Here is a 22202-nt window from a genome sequence, read left to right on the forward strand (position 1 = left end):
AGCAAGTATGACGCTTTGTAGTTGTCGATCTCCACCCGGGTCGGCGTTTCGTCATAATCGCGTGGTGGCTTCTCCCAAAAACCCCGATTCCTTCACGTGGCCCCGGATCCTCGGCCGCCTCACCACCGGTCAGTCGCTGGAGAACGGGCAGGCGGCGTGGGCGATGGACCAGATCATGACCGGTGTGGCCACCCCTGCCCAGATCGCGAGCTTCGGGGTGTCGATGCGGATGAAGCGCCCGACGTCGGCGGAGGTCACCGAGCTGGCCGACACCATGCTCAAACACGCGCGCCGCGTCCCCACCGACGTGATCGGCACCGCAACCGTCGACGTGGTGGGCACCGGCGGGGACGGCGCCAACACCCAGAACCTGTCCACGATGGCGGCCATCGTCGTCGCGGCCGCCGGGGTGCCGGTGATCAAGCACGGGAACCGCGCGGCGTCCTCGCTGTCCGGGGGCGCCGACACGCTCGAGGCGCTCGGGGTGCGCATCGACCTCGGTCCCGACGACGTCGCTCGCAGCGTCGCCGAGATAGGCATCGGGTTCGCGTTCGCGCCGCACTTCCACCCGTCGTACCGGCACGCCGGCGTGGTGCGCCGCGAGATCGGGGTGCCGACGGTGTTCAACCTGCTCGGTCCGCTGACCAATCCGGCCTCGCCGCGCGCCGGGCTGGTCGGCTGCGCGTGGGGGGAACTGGCCGAGGTGATGGCCGGCGTGTTCGCGGCCCGCGGGTCCAGCGTGCTGGTGGTCCACGGCGACGACGGTCTCGACGAGCTCACCACCACCACGACCAGCACCATCTGGCGGGTACAGGCGGGCACGGTCGAGCGGCTGAAGTTCGACCCCGCCGCGTTCGGTTTCAAGCGCGCCGAGATCTCCGAACTGGTCGGCGGCGACGCCGAGGCCAATGCGGCGTCGGTGCGCGCGGTGCTCGGCGGTGCGCCGGGGGCGGTGCGCGACGCGGTGGTCCTCAACGCCGCGGGCGCGCTGGTGGCGCACGCGGGGCTAGCCAGCGACGCCAAATGGTTGCCGGCCTGGGAGAGCGGGCTGGCCAAGGCGGCCGAGGCCATCGACTCCGGGGCGGCCGAACAGCTCCTCGCGCGTTGGGTGCGGTTCACTCAAAAAGCCTGAGCGAGTTGCCTTCTCGATCTGTTCTGCGGCCAGGCGCGCCGAGCGCGCCGACGCGACCCAGGCCGCCCACCGGCCCGCCGCATGTACCGGTGAGCAGTAGCCGTCGTCGGCGCGCACGATGCGCACCCCGGGTTGGTGCAGCCACCGCGCGATCAGGGCCGTCTCCTCGACCAGTGCGCCGCCCAGCGGGGCTGCCGAGGGCAGAACGGCTTGTGCGCCAGCGCAGATCGCGTCGACCACCGGCATCGGCGGCACGCCGCGCGGCGCGTTTCCCGCGGCGGCCAGTTGGCCGTTGCGGATCACCGCGAGGTGCCATCCGCCGTCGCCGTCGGGGCGTGCGGCCACCAACTCGGTGACGGCGGTCAGGGCCCGAAGTCGCTGGCCTCGCCACAATCCGTCGATCGCGGCGGCGGCGTGATCGCGTAGGCGGGCAGCGGTCTCGTAGCGGCCCCGGTCGGCGAGGTCGGCGACGTGGGCCAGCACCGCGGCCAGCGCCCGGCCGTCGCGGCCGGCCATCAGGTCGGCCGCCCGCGCGACCGTCTCGGCGTAGTGGTCGGCGCCCACGTCGCGGGGCGCCGGGCACGGTGACAACTCCCGGTCGGGGCAGGCCGGACCGTGCACCGCGCCGCGCCCCAGCTTCTTGGTGCACGTGCGCACCCCGGTGAACCGGGCCAGTAGCGCGGCGGTGTCGACGGCGTCGGCGCGCGCACGGAACGGGCCGATCACCGCGTCGTGCTTGGGGGTGCGCACGATCGAGAAGCGGGGAAAGGCCTCGTCGGTCAACGTGATCCACCACCATCGGTGCGGGAACTTCGACCGGCGGTTGTAGGGCGGAGCGTGCGCGGCCAGCAGGCGTAGCTCGCGCACGCCTGCCTCGAGATCGTGCGCGCATTCGACGTGGTCGACCGCGGTGGCCAGGGAGGCCATCTCCTTGATGCGGGTGCGCGAGTCGGAGCCGTTGAAGTACTGCCCGACGCGTCGCCGGAGGTTGACTGCCGTGCCGACGTAGAGGACCTCAGCGCCGGGGCCGCGAAACAGGTAGACGCCGGGCCGGTGCGGCAACGCCGCGGCGAGGTGGCGGTTGCGCCGCTGCGCCGGGGTGACGTCGGGCAGGTAGGACCGCAACTCGGTGTAGGTGTGCACGCCCTGGTTGCCGACGCGCTCGATCAGCCCGTGCAGGACGTCGACGGTGGCGCGGGCGTCGTCGAGTGCGCGGTGCGTCGGGGTGGTGCTCGCGCCGAACAAGCGGGCCAGCGCGGAGAGGCGCACGCTGGGGGCCTCGTCGCGGGTGAGGACCCGGCGCGCCAGTTTGACCGTGCACAGCACCGGCGGCCGCGGCCAGGCGATCTGAGCGCGTTCGGCGGCGGCCCGTAGGAACCCGATGTCGAACCCGGCGTTGTGGGCGACCAGCACCGCCCCGCGCGAGAACTCCAGAAATGCCGGCAGCACCGACTCGATCCTGGGCGCGTTGCACACCATCGCGGTGGTGATCCCGGTCAGCGCCACGATCTGCGGCGGGATGCTGCGGCCCGGGTCCACCAGGGTGGCCAGTTCGCCGAGCACGACGCCGCCGCGCACCTTGACCGCCCCGATCTCGGTGATCTCGTCGTGGTGGTCGCCGCTGGCGCGGCCTCCGGTGGTCTCGAGGTCGACAACGACGAACGTGGTGTCGTGCAGTGAGACGTCAGCCTGCCGATCGACGTCGGCGAAGCTGAGCTGGCTCACGGCTCGACGGTAGGAAACCCCACCGACACCTTCGGGTTGCCACGCGGGCCGTAAGAACTTGTCGGTACCCCCCGATAGCGTGCGGACCGCACCGACCGAGAGGAGCCATTCGTGGGCACGGTGAAGATCGACTGCGACGACTGCGCGGTCCGCGGACCAGGCTGTCAGGACTGCGTCGTGAGTGTTCTGCTGGGCGTACCCGACACCTTGCTGGACGACGAACGTCGAGCGCTGGAGGTGCTCGCCGATGTGGGCCTGGCGCCGCGACTGCGGCTGGTACCCATCCGCCGGGAGGGCAGTTCGGGTGTCGCCTGATGACACGCGGCGTGGCGGGCGACGGAACGAAATATGAGCTGCCTGTTAAATTTGCGTCTTCTGTTGGACAATCCCCGATGCCGTTTCGTAACCTGTCTGAGACCTAAGGGCTATTCGACACGGCTTCGTTCCGGAAGTTGAAGGACGCAAAATCTTGAGGCTCGACCACACGCGCTTGACCATTCGTGGGTTCCTTCGCCCCCTCGTCAGCGCGATAGTCGGTATCACGTTTTTCGCGAGTTTCTTCGCCGTCAGTGTGCAGGCCGATCCGGCCGACGACGCGCTGGCGAAGCTCAACGAACTGTCGCGACAGGCCGAGCAGACCACCGAGGCGATGCACTCGGCGCAGCTCGATCTCGACAACAAGCTGGCCATCCAGCGGGACGCCGAGGCCAAGCACGCCGCCGATGCGGCAGCGGCGAAGGCGGCCCGCGAACAGTTGGCAAACTTTCAGAACGCCGTCGACAGGGTTGCCGCGGCCCAGTACATGGGCGGCAGAACCGATGGACTGGACGCGATCCTGACCGCGGGCTCGCCGCAGGGCCTCATCGATCAGTTGTCGGTGCAACGTGTGATGGCCGCCGAGATGTCGGCGCAGATGAAGAGCTACCGCGAGATCGGCAGGCAGGCCGCCCTGGCCGAAGAGGCCTCCGCGACGTCGGCCGCCGCAGCCAAGACCGCCGCCGAGCAGGCCGCCGCCGTCCGGGCCGACCTGCAGTCCAAGCAGAGCAGGCTGCAGGTGCAGATCGCCGTCGTGAAGTCGCAGTACGAGGCGTTGACACCGAACCAGCGCGAAGCGCTTGCCGCCATCCCGCCCATGCCTCCGGTGCCCGCGCCCGCGCCGGCGCCCCCCGGCGGTGACCCCGCGGTCCTGGCCGCACCGCCGGCGCCCGGAGCCATCCCGCCCGGAGACGTCGCGGCCCCGGGCAGCGGACACTCCGCCACCGTGATCCAGGCCGCGCTGAGCCGTATCGGCTCGCCGTACTCGTGGGGCGGATCCGGACCGAGCGCATTCGACTGCTCGGGGCTGGTGATGTGGGCGTTCCAACAGGCCGGCATCTCGCTGCCGCACTCCAGCCAGGCGCTGGCCCGCGGTGGTCAGCCGGTCTCCCAGGACCAGATGCAGCCCGGTGACGTCGTCAACTACTACTCCGACGCGTCACACTCGGCCATCTACATCGGTGACGGAATGATGGTGCACGCCTCGACCTACGGCACGCCGGTGCGAGTCGCCCCGGTGGACAATGCGCCGATCTACAACGTCCGCCGTTACTGACCGCCGGGGTGTCGCGCACGCGAGGAGTAGGTCTCGGCTCGCGGCGCTGCTCATCGCCGAACTCATCTTCGCGCTGCTGATCGTCGGCCGCTCCGAGGCCCCGTCCGGGCCGGCGGTGGCCACACCCGCTGCTCCGGCGTCGCTGACCACGCCCGTCGCGGCGTCGCGCGTCCACACACTGGCCGACGGCCGTGCGGTCCGACTGACGAACCTCGGCGGGGCGCGCACCGATCGGCTGCTGTCCCGGATCGCGGCCGAGATGGACGGCGCCGCCGCGGCGGTCACCGGGTTCTGGGGCCCGCAGTGGCCGCGCGAGATCGTGATCGCCGTCGCGGGCACCGACGCGCAGTTCGCGGCGATCGGCGGCGGTGACATCCACACCGCGGCCACTACCACGCCCGAGCGGATCACGTTCGCCCCCGGCGCCGCCGACCTGAGCGACGCCGCGTTGCGAATCGTGTTGCGCCACGAACTTTTTCACTACGCGGCCCGCGACCGAACCGCATCTGATGCACCCCGCTGGCTCACCGAGGGGGTGGCCGACTTCGTTGCCCGGCCCGCGACCCCGGTGCCCGACGCCTCGCTTCTCACGCTGCCCGCCGACGCCGAGCTTTCCGGGCCGGACCGTTCGCCGGCCTACGACCGGGCCTGGTGGTTCAGCCGGTTCGTCGCCGACCGGTACGGCGCGGGCACCCTACTCGCGCTGTACCACCGGGCGTGCGGACCCGGTCACCCCGCCGTCGCAACGGCGGTGCGCGACACCCTGGGTATGGACCTCGACGCCGTGCTCACCGAGTGGCGGCAGTGGGCGAGCCGCTGACGTGAGCCGGGTTCTGTTGGTCACCAACGATTTTCCGCCGCGGCGCGGTGGCATCCAGTCCTATCTGCAGGCGCTCGTCGACCACCTCGTCGCCGACGGGCGGCACACGCTGACGGTGTACGCGCCGAAGTGGAAGGGCGCCGACGAGTTCGACCGGGACGCGCCGTATCGGGTCGTGCGGCACCCGACCACCCTCATGCTGCCCGAGCCGTCGGTGAGCAGCCGAATGCGGCGCCTCATCGAACAGACCGCCGCCGAGACGGTCTGGTTCGGTGCGGCGGCCCCGCTGGCGTTGATGGCGCCGCTGGCCCGCGGCGCAGGCGCGCGCCGGGTGATCGCCAGTACACACGGTCACGAGGTCGGCTGGTCGATGTTGCCCCTGGCGCGAAATGCTCTGCGGCGCATCGGATCGGGCACCGACGCAGTCACCTACGTCAGCCAGTACACCCGGCGCCGGTTCGCGTCGGCGTTCGGCCCGCATGCCGCGCTCGAACACCTGCCGCCGGGCGTCGACACCGACCGGTTCACCCCCGACGAGGTCGCGCGAGCGCAACTACGGGCCCGCTACCGGCTCGGCAACCGGCCCGTCGTCGTCTGTCTGTCGCGCCTGGTTCCGCGCAAGGGACAGGACATGTTGATCCGGGCCATGCCCGCCATCCGGCAACGTGTGCCCGATGCGGCGCTGGTGATCGTCGGCGGCGGGCCCTACCGGTCGACCCTGCACAAGCTGGCGCACAGCTTCGGGGTGGCCGACGACGTCGTGTTCACCGACGCCGTCCCCGGCGACGAGTTGCCCGCCCACCACGCCATGGCCGACGTGTTCGCGATGCCGTGCCGCACCCGCGGCGCCGGACTGGACGTCGAAGGTCTGGGCATCGTCTACCTCGAGGCGTCGGCGACGGGGGTTCCGGTGGTGGCCGGACGCTCCGGCGGGGCGCCGGAGACCGTGCGCGACGGGCAGACCGGAGTGGTGGTCGACGGTTGGGATGTCGGCGCGATCGCGGCGGCGGTCGGCGATCTGCTGGCCGATCCCGACCGTGCCGTCCGGATGGGCGCGGCGGGCAGGCGCTGGGTGGTCGACAAGTGGCAGTGGCACACCCAGGCGAAGCGGTTGTCGAACCTGCTCTATCCGGTGTAGATCGCCTCGATGTCGTCGGCGAACTTCTGCGCCACCACCTTTCGCTTGACCTTCAACGTCGGGGTCAGCTCGCCGGTGTCCTCGGTGAAGTCGACGGACAGGATGCGGAACTTGCGGATCGCCTCGGCCTTCGACACCGCCTGATTGGCCTCCTTGACCGCGAGGTCGATCTCGGCGACCAGGTCGGGGTCGGTCGCCAGGTCGCCGACCGACGTGCCTGCGCCCTTGCCGTTTCGTTCCTTCCACCCCTCGATCGCCTCGGGATCGATCGTGATCAGCGCGCCGATGAACGGCTTGGCGTCGCCGACGGCCATCGCCTGGCTGATCAGCGGGTGGGCGCGCAACCGGTCTTCGAGTATCGCCGGCGCGACGTTCTTGCCGCCCGCGGTGACGATGATTTCCTTCTTGCGGCCGATGATGGTCAGGAAGCCGTCCTCGTCGATCGCGCCGAGGTCGCCGGTGTGGAACCAGCCGTCGGAGAACACGGCGTTGGTCTCCCCGTCGTTGTTCCAATACCCTGCGAACACGACGCCGCCCTTGACCAGTAGTTCGTCGTCGTCGTTGAGGCGCATGCTGTTGCCCGGCAACAGTTTCCCGACCGAACCCACCTTGATGTCGTCGATTCGGTTGACCGTGATCGCGGCGCTGGTCTCGGTGAGGCCGTAGCCCTCGTAGATCGTCAGCCCCACGCCGCGGTAGAAGTGGCTGAGCCGTGCGCCCAGCGGAGCGCCGCCGGAAATGGCGGCGCGGCAGTCGCCGCCCAGCGCCGCGCGTAGTTTGCCGTACACCAGGCGGTCGAACACCGCGTGCTTGGCGCGCAGCAGCAGGCCGGCCTTGCCGGTGTCCAGCGACTTGCTCCACTCGATCGCGGTGTCGGCGGCCATCTCGAAGATTCGGCCCTTGCCGTCGTTGCGGGCGTTCTGCTCGGCGGTGTTGTAAACCTTCTCGAACACGCGCGGCACCGACACCACGAGCGTTGGCTTGAACACCGCGAACGTCGGCACCAGGTTCTTGATGTCGCTGGTGAAGCCCAAGGTGACTTTATAGGTGAAGGCCGCGAGCGTGATCGCCCTCGCAAGCACGTGTGCCAGCGGCAAAAACACCAGCATGCGCTCGCCCTTGTCGAGCAGTGTCGGGAAGCACTCCTTCGCGCCGCGGATCTCGTGCACCAGGTTCGAGTGGGTCAGCTGGCACCCCTTCGGCTGACCCGTGGTGCCCGACGTGTAGATCAGCGTCGCGGGATCGGCGGCCGCCAGACCGGCCAACCGGTCGTCGAGTTGTTTGGCGTCGACCGACTTCCCCGCCTGGGCGAGTTCGTCGAGCACCGGTGTGCCCGCGCTTTCGATGCGCAACACTTCCCGGAGCCCGGGCAGTTCGTCCTCGAGGTGCTCGATCCTGTCGGCGTGCTGGTCGGTCTCGACGATCAGCAGCACGGCTTCGGAGTCCGAGAGCACGAACTTCACCTGCTCGGGCGAGTTGGTCTCGTAGATCGGCACGGTGAGCGCGCCGGTGGCCAGGATCGCGAAGTCCAGGATGGGCCATTCGTAGCGGGTGGCCGACATCAGCGCCACGCGGTCACCGGGCTGCACGCCCTTGGCGATCAGTCCGAGCGCGGCGGAGCGAATCTGGTCGGCGGCCTGCTTGCTCGTCACATCGGTCCACGAACCGTCCACGAGGCGCTGGAAGATCACATGGTCGGGATCGTCGCGCTCATGGTCGAACACGGCGCGCACGACACTGTCGTGATCTTCCACCGTGAAGGACGCGGGCACACTGAACTCACGCACGGTCTTGGCCTCTCGATACGGCTGCTCTTGCCGCATCCACCCTAGTCGGCCGGGATCGGGCCGGGCAGGCTCGTATGTGAAGCTGGTATGCCATGAACAGCATTCAGATCGCGGACGACACGTTCGTCGCGGCGGACCCCGCCGAGGTCGGCCGCTACGTCGCCGATCCTGCGAGCTGGCGTCGTTGGTGGCCGGATCTGCGGCTGACCGTGGTGGAGGACCGCGGCGACAAGGGCCACCGCTGGACCGTCACCGGGGCGCTCGTCGGGACGATGGAGGTCTGGCTGGAACCGGTGCTCGACGGCGTCGTGCTGCACTATTTTCTGCACGCCGAACCGGCGGGGGTGGCGGCGTGGCAGCTGGCCAAGATGAATCTGGCGAAGATGAACCACCGGCGCCGGGTCGCGGGTAAGAACATGGCATTCGAGGTGAAGCAGCGGCTGGAGGCCACGCGCCCGGTGGGTGTGTCGCCGTTGGCCTGAGGCTTCGGCCGTCGACGACAGGGGAGGGTAGATTTTCAACGTGGCGGACAAGACGGCGCAGACCATCTACATCGATGCCGATCCCTCGACGGTCATGGACGTCATCGCGGACATCGGGTCCTATCCGGACTGGGTGGCCGAGTACAAGGAGACCGAGGTACTCGAGGCCGACGCCGACGGTTACCCGAAGACCGCCCGGTTGGTGCTGGATGCGGCCGTGCTCAAGGACACCATGGTGTTGTCTTACAACTGGCCGCCTGATCGCCAGTCCGTGACGTGGTCGCTGGTGTCCAGCTCGCTGCTGAGGTCGCTGGAAGGCGCATATCGCTTGTCGCCCAAGGGATCAGGGACAGACGTCACCTACGAACTGTCTGTCGATTTGATCATTCCGATGATCGGGCTGTTGAAGCGCAAAGCCGAACGGCGCCTCACGGACACCGCGTTGAAGGACCTCAAGAAACGAGTCGAGGCTGAGTGAGCGCCAATGCCACCGGCCCGCCTGTCGCCAAGATCGGTCTGTTCGTCGGTAAGGGCGGGGTCGGCAAGTCGACGTTGGCGACCGCCACCGCCGTGCGTGACGCACGTGCGGGGTTGCGGGTACTGATCGTCTCGACCGATCAGGCGCACTCCATCGGTGACGTGCTCGGGGTGACGGTGACACCGACCGGCCAGCGTCGGCCCACCCGGGTGTTCACCGATGACGCCGACGCCGGCGGCGGAGCGCTGGACGCGCTGGCGTTGGACACGCTGGCCCTTCTGGAGACGCGGTGGCGCGAGATCGCGGGCCTGCTGTCCGACCGGTTTCCGGAGTCCGAGTTGGGAAGCGTTGCCCCCGAAGAACTTTCGGCGCTACCCGGTGTTCAGGAGGTGCTCGGGCTCTATGAGGTGGGTGAACTGGCGGCCTCGGGGAACTGGGACCGGATCGTGGTCGACTGCGCGTCGACCGCCGACGCGCTGCGCATGCTCACCCTGCCCGCTACGTTCGGCCTGTACCTGGAGCGCGCTTGGCCGCGGCACCGGCGGCTGTCCACCGGATTCGACGATCCACACTCCGCGGCCGTCGTCGCACTGTTCGAACGCATCAGCGCGGGCACCGAATCGCTGGGCGCGATGCTCATCGACGGCTCGGTGGTCAGCGCCCATCTGGTGATGACCGCCGAGCGGGTGGTAGCCGCCGAGGCCGCCCGCACGCTGGGATCGTTGGCGCTGATGGGCGTGCAGGTTGCCGAGCTGATCGTCAACCAGATACTCGTACAAGACGATTCGTACGAGTACCGCAACCTGCCCGAACATCCCGCCTTCGACTGGTACACCGAACGGATATCCGAACAGCGGGCCGTGCTCGATCAGCTCGATGCGACCATCGGCGATGTCCAACTCGTCTTGGTTCCCCATCTGGCCGGCGAGCCGATAGGTGCGAAGGCGCTCGGGGAGCTGCTCGACAGCGCACGGCGCCGCGACGGGTCACCCCCGCCGGGGCCGTTGCGTCCGATCGTCGACCGCGAGTCGGGCTCCGGCCTCGAATCGGTGTACCGGCTACGGCTAGAGTTGCCGCAGGTCGACTCCTCGGCGCTGACGCTGGGCCGGGTCGACGACGATCTGATAGTCGGCGCGGGGGGATTGCGGCGCCGGGTCCGATTGGCGTCCGTGTTGCGAAGATGCGTCGTCGTGGACGCCCAACTGCGAGGGTGTGAGTTGACCGTGCGGTTCCGACCGAATCCGGAGGTGTGGCCGAAGTGACGACACCACACGGCGATCTCGGACCGGAGTTGCGGGCGCTCGCGCAGGCCATCCTCGACAGGCTCGACCCCGCGGTGCGTATGGCCGCGGCCCGTGCGACGACCGGTACCGCGGGCAAATGCCAGCAGGTCTGGTGCCCGGTGTGTGCGCTGGCTGCCCTGGCGGCGGGCGAACAGCATCCGTTGCTCACCGTTGTCGCCGAGCACAGCGTCGCCCTGCTCGCCGTGGTCCGGGCCATTCTCGACCAGGCAGGCCAAGGCCCGACGGGGCCGGACGTGCCCCCGGACGGGCCGCCCGGGCCACCGCACGACCCGGGACCGAACGGCTCGGCTCCGCCGCCCGCGCCGGGGCGCTATCAGCACATTCCGGTAACTGTCGAGGAGTAGTCTTGCGCGCTGTGGTCGCATCCACAGTGCGTGGGTAAAGTTGTCGCAGAACACCGGCCGGTGTTCGATCACCGGGAGGGCCCATGTGGTATTGGCTGTTCAAGTACATCTTCATGGGCCCCCTGCTGTCATTGCTCGGACGGCCGAAAGTCGAAGGGCTGCACCATGTTCCGTCGTCCGGCGCGGCGATTCTGGCCAGTAACCACCTCGCGGTCGCGGACAGTTTCTATCTGCCTCTGGTGGTGAGCCGCAGGATCACCTTCCTGGCCAAGGCCGAGTACTTCACCGGCACCGGGCTGAAGGGCTGGTTCACCCGGTGGTTCTACACCGTCGCCGGTCAGGTGCCGATCGACCGCACAGACGCCGACAGCGCGCAGAGCGCGTTGAACACCGCGGCGCGGATCCTCGGCGAAGGCAAGTTGCTCGGGATGTACCCCGAGGGCACCCGCTCACCGGACGGCCGACTCTACAAGGGTAAGACCGGTCTGGCCCGGTTGGCGCTGGAGACCGGAATGCCGGTCATTCCCGTCGCGATGATCGGAACCGACGTCGTCAACCCGCCCGGCAGCAAAATGTGGCGCTTCGGCCGAGTCCAGGTGAAGTTCGGCGCGCCGATGGACTTCAGCCGGTTCGAGGGGCTGGCGGGCAACCGCTTCATCGAGCGCGCCGTCATCGACGAGGTGATGTACGAGCTGATGCGGCTGTCCGGTCAGGAGTACGTCGACCTCTACGCCGCCGACATCAAGGAGGGCAGGGCCGACGACTCGACAAAGCCGTCGGCCCGCATGCCGGAGGTGGCCGCCGGCTGAGCCCGGTTAGTTGACCGCCGGCACCGGCGACGCGTCGACGACCGGTGTGCTGCGTGTCGCGGGTGCGGCCGTCCCCGCGACGGTGCCGGCGACCACGATCACCGCGAGCGCCCACCACACATACGAACCGCCCGCCAGCTGGCGCCACAGCGACGCGGCGGTCTCCTGGTGTTCGGGCATCAGCGTGATCGGGGTCCAGACCATCAACGCGAAGCCCGCGGCCGCCACCACGCCCAGCGCCGCGTGCCGCTTCCGATAGGCGACCAGTGCCGTGACCAACAGCGTGGGCAGCGCCCACACCCAGTGGTGCGACCACGACACCGGCGACACCACCAACCCGAACATCGCCACGCAGATCAGCGCCAGCACCGGTTGATCGGCCCTGAGCACGCGCCGAACCGCCCACACGGTGATCGCCAGCACAGCGAGACAGGCCGCGGTCCACAACACGAACCGCGGGCCTTCGCTCAGCCCCAGCCGAGCCAGGGCGCCGGCGATGTTCTGGTTAGTGTTCAGCGTCGCGGTACCGATGCGATCGGTGTTGCGCACGGTCTCGGTCCAGTACTCCAGCGAATCGCGCCAGGCGAACGCCACCCCGATCAGTGTGGCGACGACGGCGGACACCGCGGTGACGACGACCGCGCGAACATCGCGCCGCAGCAGGAAATACAGCAGGAAGACCGCCGGGGTGAGCTTCAGCGCGATCGCCAGCCCCAGGAGCATGCCCCGCGGCCACGGTGTCCGCCGCGGCACACAGTCGGCGATCACCAGCGTCATCAGCACGACGTTGATCTGGCCGAAGTCGAAGTTCGACCGGATCGGCTCGAGGTAGACCACCGCCGGGGCCACGATCGCCGCGGCCAGCCACGCCTGGCGCAGCCACGCGGGCTCGGCCGTCACCGACGTCTGGGCCCAGACATCGCACCGGTGCAGCACGAGCGTCACCGCGACGATGAGCAGCACCAGGGTCGTCACCGTGATCGCGACGCTGGCCGCTTCCAGCGACAGTAGCGCGAACGGGGCAAACACCACGGCGGCCAGGGGCGGATAGGTGAACGGCAGATCGAGGCCGCCCCGGGTGTGGAACATCGCTCCGTCGGCGTAAAGGGGCCGGCCGTCCAGCCAGGCCTGACCGCCCATCCGGTAGACGTCCACGTCGATGCGGTAGGGCACGCGCCCGAGCACACGCCAGCCGGCCCAGGCCAACGCCGCCAGGGTCAGCAACTGGAACAGTCGCCAGGCGAGCGTTGGCCCCCAACCAGCCCCGCCGGGCGACCGCCACGTACTCATGTCGCTGACCAGACTATCCGGGCGCCCCGCCGGGTCGGCCGGTATACCGGGCGCGACACGCGCTGGTCATTCTGCTCCTCGCGTCCGCGGCGGTCGGCGTAAGTTTTCTGGGTGCTCGCGGACTTACACCTCGTCTTCGGCGTCCCGCACGCGCGGGTGCCGCTCATGTACTGCCTGATCGCGTTCATCCTGACGTTCTTCGTCACCCGCACGATCGTGCGGTACATCCGCAGGCACGCCGACAGCGATGCGCCGCGCAAGTGGTGGCAGCCGCGCAACATCGGCACTGGTAGTGGGCTGCACATCCACCACGTGGTGATCGGCGTGGTCCTGGTCATGATCTCCGGTGTGACGATGGTGACGTTGGGTGTCGACGGGGGAGTACCCGAATTCACGGCGGCAGCAATCTTTTTCGGAATCGGTGCAGCGCTGGTGCTCGACGAGTTCGCGTTGATACTGCATCTGCAGGACGTGTACTGGGCCGAGGACGGCAGGACCTCGGTCGATGCGGTCTTCGCTGCCGTCGCCGTCGCGGGCCTGCTGATCCTGGGCTTCAACCCGCTGTCGTTCTTCGACATCGACATCTGGCGCAACGACCACTCGCTGCTCGCGCGCGCCGGTGTGGTCGTGGCGGCCGTGCTGACGTTGATGCTGGCCGTCATCGTGCTGCTCAAGGGCAAGGTGTGGACCGGGCTCGTGGGGATGTTCGTGACCCCGCTGCTGTTCGTCGGGGCGATCCGGTTGTCCAGGCCGCACGCGCCGTGGGCGCGTTGGCGCTACACCAACCGCCCGCGCAAAATGCATCGGGCGCTGGAGCGGGAGCGCTGGCTGCGGCGACCGGTGGTCCAGGCCAAGCTGTGGCTGCAGGACGCGATCGCGGGTATGCCCAAGTTTCCCGACGACGCGTTGGTCGACGAGCAGCTCGACCGCGAGATCCACGCCGCGCCCGCCCCCAAGGATCGGTCGGTCTCGGCCGAGCCCGAGAAGGAACCCGCGTAGTGCGCTACTTCTACGACACGGAATTCATCGACAACGGGCGCACCATCGACCTGATCTCGATCGGCGTCGCCGCCGAGGATGGTCGCGAATATTACGCGGTGTCAACGGAATTCAACCCCGAACGGGCAGGGAGCTGGGTCCGCAAGCATGTGTTGCCCAAGCTCCCGCCACCGGCCTCGCAGCTGTGGCGCTCGCGCCGCCAGATTCGCGCGGAGCTGGAGGACTTCTTCGGAATCGACGGGGACGAGCCGATCGAGCTGTGGGCGTGGGTGGGCGCCTACGACCATGTCGTGTTGTGTCAGCTCTGGGGTCCGATGACCGACCTTCCGCCGGCGATACCGCGCTTCACCCGCGAGTTGCGCCAGTTCTGGGAGGAGCGCGGTTCACCGCGCATGCCGCCGCGCCCGCGCGACGCCCACGACGCGTTGGTCGACGCTCGCCACAATTTGCGGCGGTTCCAGCTGATGACCACCGGTGAAACACCGGGCCAGCGGTGAAAAGCACATGTCGCGGGCCGTTACCACGAACGGGTGAACTGGACCGTCGACGTACCCATCGAACAGCTGCCCTCGTTGCCGCCGCTGCCCGATGAGCTGCGGCAGCGGCTCGATGCCGCGCTCGCCAAGCCCGCGGTGCAGCAGCCGACCTGGGATGTCGAAGCGGCGAAGAACATGCGCACCGTCCTCGAAAGTGTTCCGCCGGTGACGGTGCCCGCCGAGGTGGAGCGGCTCAAGAGCCTGCTGGCCGCCGTGGCCCGCGGCGAGGCGTTCCTGCTGCAGGGCGGCGACTGCGCCGAGACCTTCGTCAACAACACCGAACCGCATATCCGGGCCAACCTGCGCGCGTTGCTGCAGATGGCCGTGGTGTTGACCTACGGCGCCAGCGTGCCGGTGGTCAAGGTGGCCCGCATCGCAGGCCAGTACGCCAAGCCGCGCTCGGCCGACATCGACGCGCTCGGCCTGCGGTCCTACCGCGGCGACATGATCAACGGTTTCGCGCCCGACCCCGCGGTGCGTGAGCACGACCCGTCGCGGCTGGTGCGCGCGTACGCCAATGCGAGCGCCGCGATGAACCTGGTGCGGGCCCTGACCGGCTCGGGCCTCGCGTCGCTGCATCTGGTGCACGACTGGAACCGCGAGTTCGTCCGCACGTCGCCCGCCGGTGCCCGGTACGAGGCGCTGGCCGGTGAGATCGACCGGGCGCTGACGTTCATGAGCGCGTGCGGCGTCGACAACCGCAACCTGGAGACCGCCGAGATCTACGCCAGCCACGAGGCGCTGGTGCTCGACTACGAGCGCGCGATGCTGCGGCTCTCGGAGACCGAGCAGGGCTCCAAGCTCTACGACCTGTCCGCGCACTACGTGTGGATCGGCGAGCGCACCCGTCAGCTCGACGGCGCGCACATCGCGTTCGCCGAGGTGATCGCGAACCCGATCGGGGTCAAGCTCGGCCCGACCATGACACCGGAGCTGGCCGTCGAGTACGTCGAACGCCTCGACCCCAACAACGAGCCCGGCCGGCTGACGCTGGTCACCCGCATGGGTAACAACAAGGTGCGCGACCTGCTGCCGCCGATCATCGAGAAGGTGCAGGCCACCGGCCATCAGGTGATCTGGCAGTGCGACCCGATGCACGGCAACACCCATGAGTCGTCCACCGGTTACAAGACCCGCCACTTCGACCGGGTCGTCGACGAGGTGCAGGGCTATTTCGAGGTGCACAGGGCGTTGGGCACCCATCCCGGCGGCATCCACGTCGAGATCACCGGTGAGAACGTCACCGAATGCCTCGGCGGGGCGCAGGACATCTCGGACGCCGACCTCGCCGGACGCTACGAAACCGCGTGCGACCCGCGGCTGAACACCCAGCAGAGCCTGGAGCTGGCGTTCCTGGTCGCCGAGATGCTGCGCGACTAAATCAGGTTGGTCAGGTTGCTGCCCGCCGTCCACGCGGCCGCGGCGATGAGCGCCGTCAGCGTGATGACGGTCACCACCCAGAACAGCAGTGCGCGCCGGGCGCGCTGCCGCGCCCAGTAGAACTCTTCGAGCTCGATTCCGGCGAACCGTCCCGACACCGGCTGGTATTCGGCTTCGGGGGCTTGCCAGTCGTCGCGCGGAAGTGTCCGCGTCGCCTGCCGCGGCGCGGGTGCGGCTGCGGCCGGGGGCGCCGGAGGAGGGGGAAGAGGAGCCGAGGCGTGCTGGGCGGAGTTGCGCGGCGTCGGCACCCGGAACGGCGGCAGTCCGAGTTCGTCGACGATCGCGTCCAGGTCGTCACCCATCTCGCGGGCATCGGCGTAGCGCTGAGCCGGATCGCGGGCGGTGGCTCGTAGCACCAGGTCGTCGAACTGCGCGGGGACGCCCGTGATCACCGTGCTCGGTGCCGGGACGTCGTTGTCCATCCGCTGATACGCCACGGCAAGCGCCGAGTCGCCCGCGAACGGGGTGCGGCCGGTCAGCAGTTCGTAGGTCAGGATGCCCGCCGAGTAGACGTCGCTGCGGGGATCGGCGTCGCCGGTGCTGACCTGTTCGGGTGACAGATACGCCGCGGTGCCCAGGATGACGCTGGTCGAGGTGATCTTCGCTTCGGCCACCGCCCGCACCAGTCCGAAGTCGGCGATCTTGACGTCACCGTCCTCGGAGATCAGCACGTTCTCGGGTTTGACGTCGCGGTGCACCAGGCCGGCGCGGTGCGCTGCGGCCAGCCCGCCGAGGACCGGGCCGAGCACCGCGGCGGCGGCGTGCGGGGGCATCGGCCCGCGCTCCCGCAGCAGTTCGCGCAGCGTGCCGCCCTCGACGAGTTCCATCACCAGGAAGGGGGGAGGGCCGCCGATGCGTCCACCGCCCTGGTCGTACACCGCGACCAGACCGGGGTCGGTCAGCCGGGCCACCGCGCGTGCCTCGCGCTGGAACCGGGTCAGGAACTGTGAGTCACCCGCATAGCGGCTGTCCATCACCTTCAGCGCGACCGGACGATCCAGCCGCAGATCGAGCCCGCGGTACACGGCGGACATTCCGCCGGTCGCGATCATCACGTCGACGCGGTACCGACCGTCCAGCACGGTTCCCAGCAGGGGGTCCGTCATCGGGTAGGCATCCACCGGAGACATGTTACGGAGCGCGACACCGGCGGCTTTGCGGCAACGACCGACGGTTACCGGATTTAGACTCGGTGCGGTGAGCAGCATTCCGGCCGCAGAGGATGTCCTCGATCCCGCCGAAGACGTCTACGACCTCCCCACCGTCGCCGAGATGCTCGGCGTCGCGGTGACGAAAGTGCATCAACAGCTGCGGGACGGCCACCTGATCGGCGTCCGGCGCGACGGCGTCGTGGTGGTTCCGAAGGCGTTCTTCGACGACACCGGCCATGTCGTCAAGAGCTTGCCCGGGTTACTCGTCGTGCTGCGCGACGGGGGTTACCACGAGACCGAGATCGTGCGCTGGCTGTTCACGCCCGACGGATCCCTGACGATCAGGCGCGACGGCGCGACCGCCGACCTGCCTAATGCTCGGCCGGTTGATGCTCTTCACTCGCATCAGGCCCGTGAGGTGGTGCGCCGGGCCCAGGCGATGGCCTATTGACCGCCCGCGGTCGTGGCTTATTGACCGCACACTCCGGTGCGTTCTTCAGCGAGTACCACGCCACCGCGGCGCACGCCAACGACAGCAGCACGTGTGGCCACGAGTACATCCCGTGTGCCCCATCGGGTTTCCAGATCACGGTGATCCACGTCGACAGGCCCGCGATGATCGCGATCGACCGCCGGCTCTGGGCCAGCGCGGCCACCACCGCCAGCGGCCAGGTGTAGTACCAGGGCAGCGCCGCGGGCACGAGGAGCACCACGATCACCATCACCACCGCGATGCCGGTCAACGCGTCGCGGTCGGTGTGGCGAAACCGCCACCACACGAACGGAAGTGACAGCGCGATGAGCGCGATACCGATGATCCTGGCGACGTCCAGCACCGCGTAGAAGTTCACCGGCAGGAACAGGCCGCCGACGGCGTTGATGACGTTGGCCGCCGCGGTGGGCAGGGTGAGCCAGTTAATGATCTTCACCGAACCGGCCAAGGCGGTGAGCCAGCCCAGTCCGACCCCCGCGGCCAATGACAGCACGGCGAAGACCGCGGTGAAGATCAGCGCCGACGCGGCCGACGCCGTCACGAACGCCTTGACCGGTGAGAAGTCGCGCCGGTTTCGCAGGTCCCGCGCCCACACCCAGACCATGAACGGAAGCGCCAGTCCCGCGGTGGCTTTCACCGCGACCGCCGCGGCGATCAGGCTCACGCCCCACAGATGGCGGCCGGAGAACGTCAGCGCGATGCCGGCCATCATCAGGCCGACCATCAGCATCTCGTTGTGCACCCCGCCCATCAGATGGATGATGACCAGCGGGTTGAGCACGCAGATCCACAGCGCGGTCGCACCGTCGGCGCCGATGTGCCTGGCCACGCGCGGCGCGGCCCAGATCAGCAGCGCCAAGCCGGGAAGCATGCACAACCGCAATAACATCGTGCCTGCGACGACGTCCTCGCCGACGAGCATCGTCACGAACTTGGCGATCAGGATGAAACCCGGTCCGTACGGCGCGGTGGTGGTGGTCCAGATCGGACTGACGTTGTCCAGCAACGAGTTCGGGTTCTCGACGGGCCCGACGGCGTACGGGTCGAAGCCGTCGCGCAGCAGTGCCCCCTGCGCGAGGTAGGAGTAGGTGTCGCGGCTGAACAGCGGAACGCTCAAGAGCAGCGGCGCCAGCCAGAAGCCGGTCGTGGCGACCATCGTGTACTGGGTCGCGGTGCGGTCGACCACCCGGCGCCCCAGCCACAGCCATGCCGCCAGCATCAGTGTCACGCCGCCCCACAACAGGATCGACGACAGCACCAGACCGTGCCCGAACCGCAGCCACGACAGGTGTAGTGACTCCAGCAGCGGGTCGTGCAGTCGCGTGCTGCCCGCGCCCAACCCTCCGGCGGTGATCAGGACGGCGCCGACGAAGCCCAGCCGGGCGGGTTGGCCCTGTGGCGATGTAGCGAACGAGGTCAGCCGCGAAACATGCTCTGCAAAGCTGACTTTCGACGGCCGTGTCGATGGGGAGGTCGATGGGGAGGTCGTCATCGTTATGCGGTTCGATTCGCGGCCAATCGGGCGAGCTCGGACAACCCCGCTTTGGCATGGGTGTCGATGGCGGCGGATTCGAGGGTGTCGAGCGCGCGGCGGGTGAGTTCGGAGATGCGGTTCTCCACCGCGGCCAGCGCGCCGACGGACTCGATCACCGTGCACAGTTCCTTGACCTGGGCCTCGGAGAGCTCCGATCCGATGGAGGTGCGCAGCAGCTTGGCCGCCGCGGGGTCGGCCTCTTCGGCCAGTTCGACCGCCTCGGCCAACAACACGGTGCGCTTGCCTGCCCGCAGATCGTCGCCGGACGGCTTGCCCGTGACCGCGGGATCGCCGAACACCCCGAGCACGTCGTCGCGCAGCTGGAACGCCACACCGAGGTCGGTGCCGAACTCTCCGAAGGCGGCCTGGACGTCGGGCCGGTCGGCGGCCGCGGCGGCGCCGAGCTGCAGCGGCCGGGTGATCGTGTACGACGCCGTCTTGTAGATGTTGACCGTCAGCGCCGAAGCCACCGAGTCGGCTCCGCTGGCCTCGGCGACGATGTCGAGGTACTGCCCGCCGAGCACCTCGGTGCGGATCGCGCTCCACACCCGGCGGACCCGCACGGCAGCGTCGGGGGGCAGGTCGGCCGTGGCGACGACGTCGTCGGCCCAGACCAGCGCCAGGTCGCCGAGCAGGATCGCCGCCGACATGCCGAACTGTTCGGGCGAGCCGTGCCAGCCGTGCGTGCGGTGCCGCTCGGTGAACAGCCGGTGCACGGTCGGCAGCCCGCGGCGGGTCGCGGAGGCGTCGATGACGTCGTCATGGACCAGCGCGCAGGCATGCAGCAGTTCAAGGGCCGAACACAGCCGCAGCACGTCCGGGTCCAGCGGGTTCTCGGGCCGGTCGGCGACCGCGCGCCAGCCCCAGTAGGCGAACGCGGGCCGCAGCCGCTTACCGCCGCGCAACACGAATTCCTCCAGTGCGGCGGTCATCTCGGCGTAGTCGTCGCCCATGTAGGCGCATTCGTTGCGACGCTGCTGCAGATAGTCCCGCAGCTGATCGGTGACGGCGCCGGCCAGCTGGACGGCTGACGGTGCCGTGGCATGCACGCTCAGCGGGCGCCCCTTTCTCTGTGCGACCACCCTGCCCCGAACGCCTTCAGAGTAGAGCCTGCGTGCGTGGTCCGAGCAGGGAGGACGGGAGGACCCGACCGTCAATCGCGGGCTTCGCCCACTTTCGGCGATTGGTCACGGCTCATGTACGCCAAGGCGCCGATGATGGCCGCCACCACGAAGGAGCCGAGGCCGAGCCAGATCGCGGCGCCGGTGAAGGACCGTGCGCTGGGGTCGGTGTAGCGGGCTTGCGCGTTCATCGTGCTGACCACGCCCGGCCGCAACTTCCATTCGACGATCTCGGCCGACACCTGATCGCCGTTGGTCGAGGTGACTTCGCCCGGGAACGACACGGTCAGCGACACGTCGGCCTCCGAGTCGCTGAGGGAGGTGAGGTCGGCGCGGCCCTCGAGGATGACGAGGTCACCTGCCCGGCGCAACGACAGGTCGACACCGGCGGCGTCGCGGTTCATGTTGGCCAGCTGAGGCAGTTCGGCGAAGGTGAGGTCGGAAAACACCGCCTGGGATCCGACGTAGTCGTCTCGGCTGTACTCCGAGACCGCCACCTTGTTGGCGAACGGCAGGTTGTTCAGCAGCTGCGGGCCCTTGTCGTCGGCGTTTCGCGGCTTTGCCGCCGCGACGATCTGACCCGACACCCGGTCGTCGGGGGAGACCGTGATCGAGGCCCGCACCCGGACGCAGCCAACGGCGGTCGGAAGCACGACGAGGAGCAGCATCACGAGTGCGAGCAGGCGGGTTCTGCTGCGGTGGCGGGCCGGCACGTGGTCATCGTGCCAGACCGAGCCGAGCCGAGGCGTCGACGACATCAAATCCGTGTCACAGCGGCAAGGACCGGCCCAGGATCGCGAAAGCCCGCGGATCGCCCGCGAAATGGTAGCCGCGGATGATGTCGGTGAATCCGAGCCTGCGGTACAGCCGCCATGCCCGGTTCGCCTCACCGTTGATCTCCGGTGTCGACAGCAACACGTGGGCCTCCCGGCGGCCCGAGAGCAGGCGGCGAGCCAACGCCTCACCGAGGCCCTGCCCCTGGGCGCGGGGGTGGATGTGCAGTTCGGTGAGCTCGAAGTAGCTCGTCATCAACGCGGCGATGGAGTTGCGGTCGGCGCCCACCCGCTGCAGCCCGGCCACCACCTGCTGCTGCCACCACTGGTCGGGGGCGCCACAGTAGCCGTAGGCGATGCCGACCATCGGGGCGGAGGACAGCTCGGCCTCGCCGACCGAAGTGTCCTCGGATTCGCCGATGGTCACCGCCGCGACGGCCTTCCACCCCGGCCTGCGGGTGTGCTCGAGCCACATCGACGCCCGCTGGGCCTCGGTGCCCCGCGGATAGCGCATCGCGTCGACGTAGACCGCGAGTGCGTCACCGAGCCGGCGCTGCATATCGCCCGGCGACAGATCGATGAGAAATGTCGCCAACTGTGTCTGCCTCTCCGCGGGTCGGGGCGGTGTCGTCTCAACCATTATCGAGTGGATCGGCCTGCGCCTCCCACGCGGCGGTGTCCGTCATACAATCGGGCGTCGAACAAGGTGGTACGGCTCAGATCGACCTCGTATCATGACTGTTAGATGCCCGTGAACGCGGGCACACATGACTTTGAACAATGAGTTGGCCGCGGTGGGCCCCTGGGTTCCGAGGGAGGGACGAATGCCACTCTCCGATCATGAGCAGCGCATGCTCGACCAGATCGAGAGCGCGCTCTATGCCGAGGACCCGAAATTCGCTTCGAGTGTCCGCGGCGGAACCCTGCGCGCACCCTCGACCCGGCGTCGCCTGCAGGGCGCCGCGCTCTTCGTGCTCGGGCTCGCGATGCTGGTGTCCGGTGTCGCGATCCCAGCCACCCAGATCGGCGGTTTCCCGGTGCTCTCGGTACTCGGGTTCATCGTGATGTTCGGCGGCGTGGTGTTCGCGATCACCGGCCCGCGGGTCCCCGGCGGACGCGACCGGTCGGTCGCCGAACCGGGCGCTCCGCGGCAGAAGCGGGGCAAGGGCTCGGGTGGTTCGTTCGCCAGTCGCATGGAGGATCGCTTCCGTCGCCGCTTCGACGAATAGGAACTGACACGACACAGGGGTAGCCC

At 69.0% G+C, this 22202-nt stretch carries 22 protein-coding genes and 1 pseudogene; 15 read left to right on the forward strand and 8 right to left on the reverse strand.

The annotated features are described in order from the left end of the window. Window positions 1–7: 7 nt before the first annotated feature. Window positions 8–1132, forward strand: coding sequence for an anthranilate phosphoribosyltransferase (gene trpD, locus RMCN_RS11215; protein WP_110765812.1), 1125 nt, complete (start codon window positions 8–10; stop codon window positions 1130–1132). On the opposite strand, the pseudogene RMCN_RS11220 reads toward trpD, so the two are convergent. After that, a pseudogene (locus RMCN_RS11220) lies at window positions 1070–2857 on the reverse strand (DEDD exonuclease domain-containing protein); the annotation flags it as partial. The gene trpD and the pseudogene RMCN_RS11220 overlap by 63 nt on opposite strands. A 111-nt stretch (window positions 2858–2968) precedes the next feature. Between RMCN_RS11220 and RMCN_RS11225 the strand changes: the two are divergent. The 4 genes from RMCN_RS11225 to RMCN_RS11240 all read left to right on the forward strand — a co-directional run bounded on the left by RMCN_RS11225 (window position 2969) and on the right by RMCN_RS11240 (window position 6406). Beyond that, the gene (locus RMCN_RS11225) at window positions 2969–3172 is read left to right on the forward strand and encodes a hypothetical protein (protein WP_064349930.1); all 204 of its coding nucleotides are present in this window, start codon (window positions 2969–2971) and stop codon (window positions 3170–3172) included. Between the two features lie 154 nt (window positions 3173–3326). After that, window positions 3327–4448 carry a peptidoglycan hydrolase RipC gene (gene ripC / locus RMCN_RS11230; protein ID WP_064416387.1) on the forward strand — a complete coding sequence of 374 codons (1122 nt, stop codon included), beginning with the start codon at window positions 3327–3329 and terminating at the stop codon, window positions 4446–4448. Then, entirely contained in the window at window positions 4417–5268 is an 852-nt protein-coding gene (locus RMCN_RS11235) for a peptidase (protein WP_067389145.1), read from the forward strand. The genes ripC and RMCN_RS11235 overlap by 32 nt, the downstream gene beginning before the upstream one ends. Window position 5269: 1 nt before the next feature. Continuing rightward, window positions 5270–6406: a glycosyltransferase family 4 protein gene (locus RMCN_RS11240; RefSeq protein WP_067389147.1), complete on the forward strand. Its 1137-nt coding sequence runs from the start codon at window positions 5270–5272 to the stop codon at window positions 6404–6406. On the opposite strand, the gene RMCN_RS11245 is transcribed toward RMCN_RS11240, so the two are convergent. Beyond that, window positions 6394–8193 (reverse strand): AMP-dependent synthetase/ligase, encoded by a 1800-nt coding sequence (locus RMCN_RS11245; RefSeq protein ID WP_067389487.1) that lies wholly within the window; start codon window positions 8191–8193, stop codon window positions 6394–6396. The genes RMCN_RS11240 and RMCN_RS11245 overlap by 13 nt on opposite strands. Before the next feature lie 92 nt (window positions 8194–8285). Here RMCN_RS11245 and RMCN_RS11250 point away from each other — a divergent pair, with 92 nt between their 5' ends. The 5 genes from RMCN_RS11250 (at window position 8286) to RMCN_RS11270 (ending at window position 11610) form a co-directional block, all read left to right on the forward strand. Beyond that, window positions 8286–8675, forward strand: a complete 390-nt coding sequence (locus RMCN_RS11250) for an SRPBCC family protein (RefSeq protein ID WP_064349937.1) — start codon at window positions 8286–8288, stop codon at window positions 8673–8675. Window positions 8676–8715: 40 nt separating this feature from the next. Next, window positions 8716–9153, forward strand: a complete 438-nt coding sequence (locus RMCN_RS11255; protein ID WP_064416383.1) for an SRPBCC family protein — start codon at window positions 8716–8718, stop codon at window positions 9151–9153. Further along, a complete protein-coding gene (locus RMCN_RS11260) occupies window positions 9150–10415 on the forward strand; it encodes an ArsA family ATPase (protein WP_084377356.1) in 1266 nt (421 codons plus the stop codon). The genes RMCN_RS11255 and RMCN_RS11260 overlap by 4 nt, the downstream gene beginning before the upstream one ends. Continuing rightward, on the forward strand, window positions 10412–10801 hold the full coding sequence (locus RMCN_RS11265; protein WP_067389492.1) for a hypothetical protein: 390 nt from the start codon (window positions 10412–10414) through the stop codon (window positions 10799–10801). The genes RMCN_RS11260 and RMCN_RS11265 overlap by 4 nt, the downstream gene beginning before the upstream one ends. Before the next feature lie 83 nt (window positions 10802–10884). Beyond that, window positions 10885–11610, forward strand: a complete 726-nt coding sequence (locus RMCN_RS11270; RefSeq protein WP_067389149.1) for a lysophospholipid acyltransferase family protein — start codon at window positions 10885–10887, stop codon at window positions 11608–11610. A gap of 6 nt (window positions 11611–11616) precedes the next feature. Here RMCN_RS11270 and RMCN_RS11275 read toward each other — a convergent pair whose 3' ends face one another. Next, window positions 11617–12900 (reverse strand): glycosyltransferase 87 family protein, encoded by a 1284-nt coding sequence (locus RMCN_RS11275; protein WP_064416381.1) that lies wholly within the window; start codon window positions 12898–12900, stop codon window positions 11617–11619. Between the two features lie 165 nt (window positions 12901–13065). Here RMCN_RS11275 and RMCN_RS11280 point away from each other — a divergent pair, with 165 nt between their 5' ends. Genes RMCN_RS11280 through RMCN_RS11290 form a run of 3 tightly spaced genes read left to right on the forward strand, consistent with a single transcriptional unit; the run spans window position 13066 to window position 15815 of the window. Continuing rightward, the gene (locus RMCN_RS11280; RefSeq protein WP_234787641.1) at window positions 13066–13899 is read left to right on the forward strand and encodes a hypothetical protein; all 834 of its coding nucleotides are present in this window, start codon (window positions 13066–13068) and stop codon (window positions 13897–13899) included. Then, window positions 13899–14396 carry a polyadenylate-specific 3'-exoribonuclease AS gene (locus tag RMCN_RS11285; RefSeq protein ID WP_064416379.1) on the forward strand — a complete coding sequence of 166 codons (498 nt, stop codon included), beginning with the start codon at window positions 13899–13901 and terminating at the stop codon, window positions 14394–14396. Before RMCN_RS11280 ends, RMCN_RS11285 begins: the two co-directional genes overlap by 1 nt. A 33-nt stretch (window positions 14397–14429) precedes the next feature. Further along, on the forward strand, window positions 14430–15815 hold the full coding sequence (locus RMCN_RS11290; RefSeq protein WP_064416378.1) for a class II 3-deoxy-7-phosphoheptulonate synthase: 1386 nt from the start codon (window positions 14430–14432) through the stop codon (window positions 15813–15815). On the opposite strand, the gene RMCN_RS11295 is transcribed toward RMCN_RS11290, so the two are convergent. Then, window positions 15812–17005: a protein kinase domain-containing protein gene (locus RMCN_RS11295; RefSeq protein ID WP_067389151.1), complete on the reverse strand. Its 1194-nt coding sequence runs from the start codon at window positions 17003–17005 to the stop codon at window positions 15812–15814. The genes RMCN_RS11290 and RMCN_RS11295 overlap by 4 nt on opposite strands. A gap of 67 nt (window positions 17006–17072) precedes the next feature. Here RMCN_RS11295 and RMCN_RS11300 point away from each other — a divergent pair, with 67 nt between their 5' ends. After that, window positions 17073–17477, forward strand: coding sequence for an Rv2175c family DNA-binding protein (locus RMCN_RS11300; RefSeq protein ID WP_064416376.1), 405 nt, complete (start codon window positions 17073–17075; stop codon window positions 17475–17477). On the opposite strand, the gene RMCN_RS11305 is transcribed toward RMCN_RS11300, so the two are convergent. The 4 genes from RMCN_RS11305 to RMCN_RS11320 all read right to left on the reverse strand — a co-directional run bounded on the left by RMCN_RS11305 (window position 17398) and on the right by RMCN_RS11320 (window position 21542). Then, window positions 17398–19011: an alpha-(1->6)-mannopyranosyltransferase A gene (locus tag RMCN_RS11305; protein ID WP_067389153.1), complete on the reverse strand. Its 1614-nt coding sequence runs from the start codon at window positions 19009–19011 to the stop codon at window positions 17398–17400. The genes RMCN_RS11300 and RMCN_RS11305 overlap by 80 nt on opposite strands. Before the next feature lie 2 nt (window positions 19012–19013). After that, on the reverse strand, window positions 19014–20102 hold the full coding sequence (gene idsA2 / locus RMCN_RS11310; protein WP_067389155.1) for a bifunctional (2E,6E)-farnesyl/geranyl diphosphate synthase: 1089 nt from the start codon (window positions 20100–20102) through the stop codon (window positions 19014–19016). 104 nt (window positions 20103–20206) lie between these two features. After that, a complete protein-coding gene (locus RMCN_RS11315) occupies window positions 20207–20932 on the reverse strand; it encodes an LppM family (lipo)protein (protein ID WP_064416373.1) in 726 nt (241 codons plus the stop codon). A 10-nt stretch (window positions 20933–20942) separates the two neighbouring features. Further along, complete coding sequence (locus RMCN_RS11320; protein WP_067389495.1) at window positions 20943–21542, reverse strand: GNAT family N-acetyltransferase; 600 nt, start codon at window positions 21540–21542, stop codon at window positions 20943–20945. A gap of 229 nt (window positions 21543–21771) precedes the next feature. Here RMCN_RS11320 and RMCN_RS11325 point away from each other — a divergent pair, with 229 nt between their 5' ends. Further along, on the forward strand, window positions 21772–22176 hold the full coding sequence (locus RMCN_RS11325; RefSeq protein ID WP_064349958.1) for an SCO2097 family morphological protein: 405 nt from the start codon (window positions 21772–21774) through the stop codon (window positions 22174–22176). The last annotated feature ends 26 nt before the right edge of the window (window positions 22177–22202 follow it).

It is taken from the genome of Mycolicibacterium novocastrense (assembly GCF_001570485.1).
GTDB lineage: Bacteria > Actinomycetota > Actinomycetes > Mycobacteriales > Mycobacteriaceae > Mycobacterium > Mycobacterium novocastrense.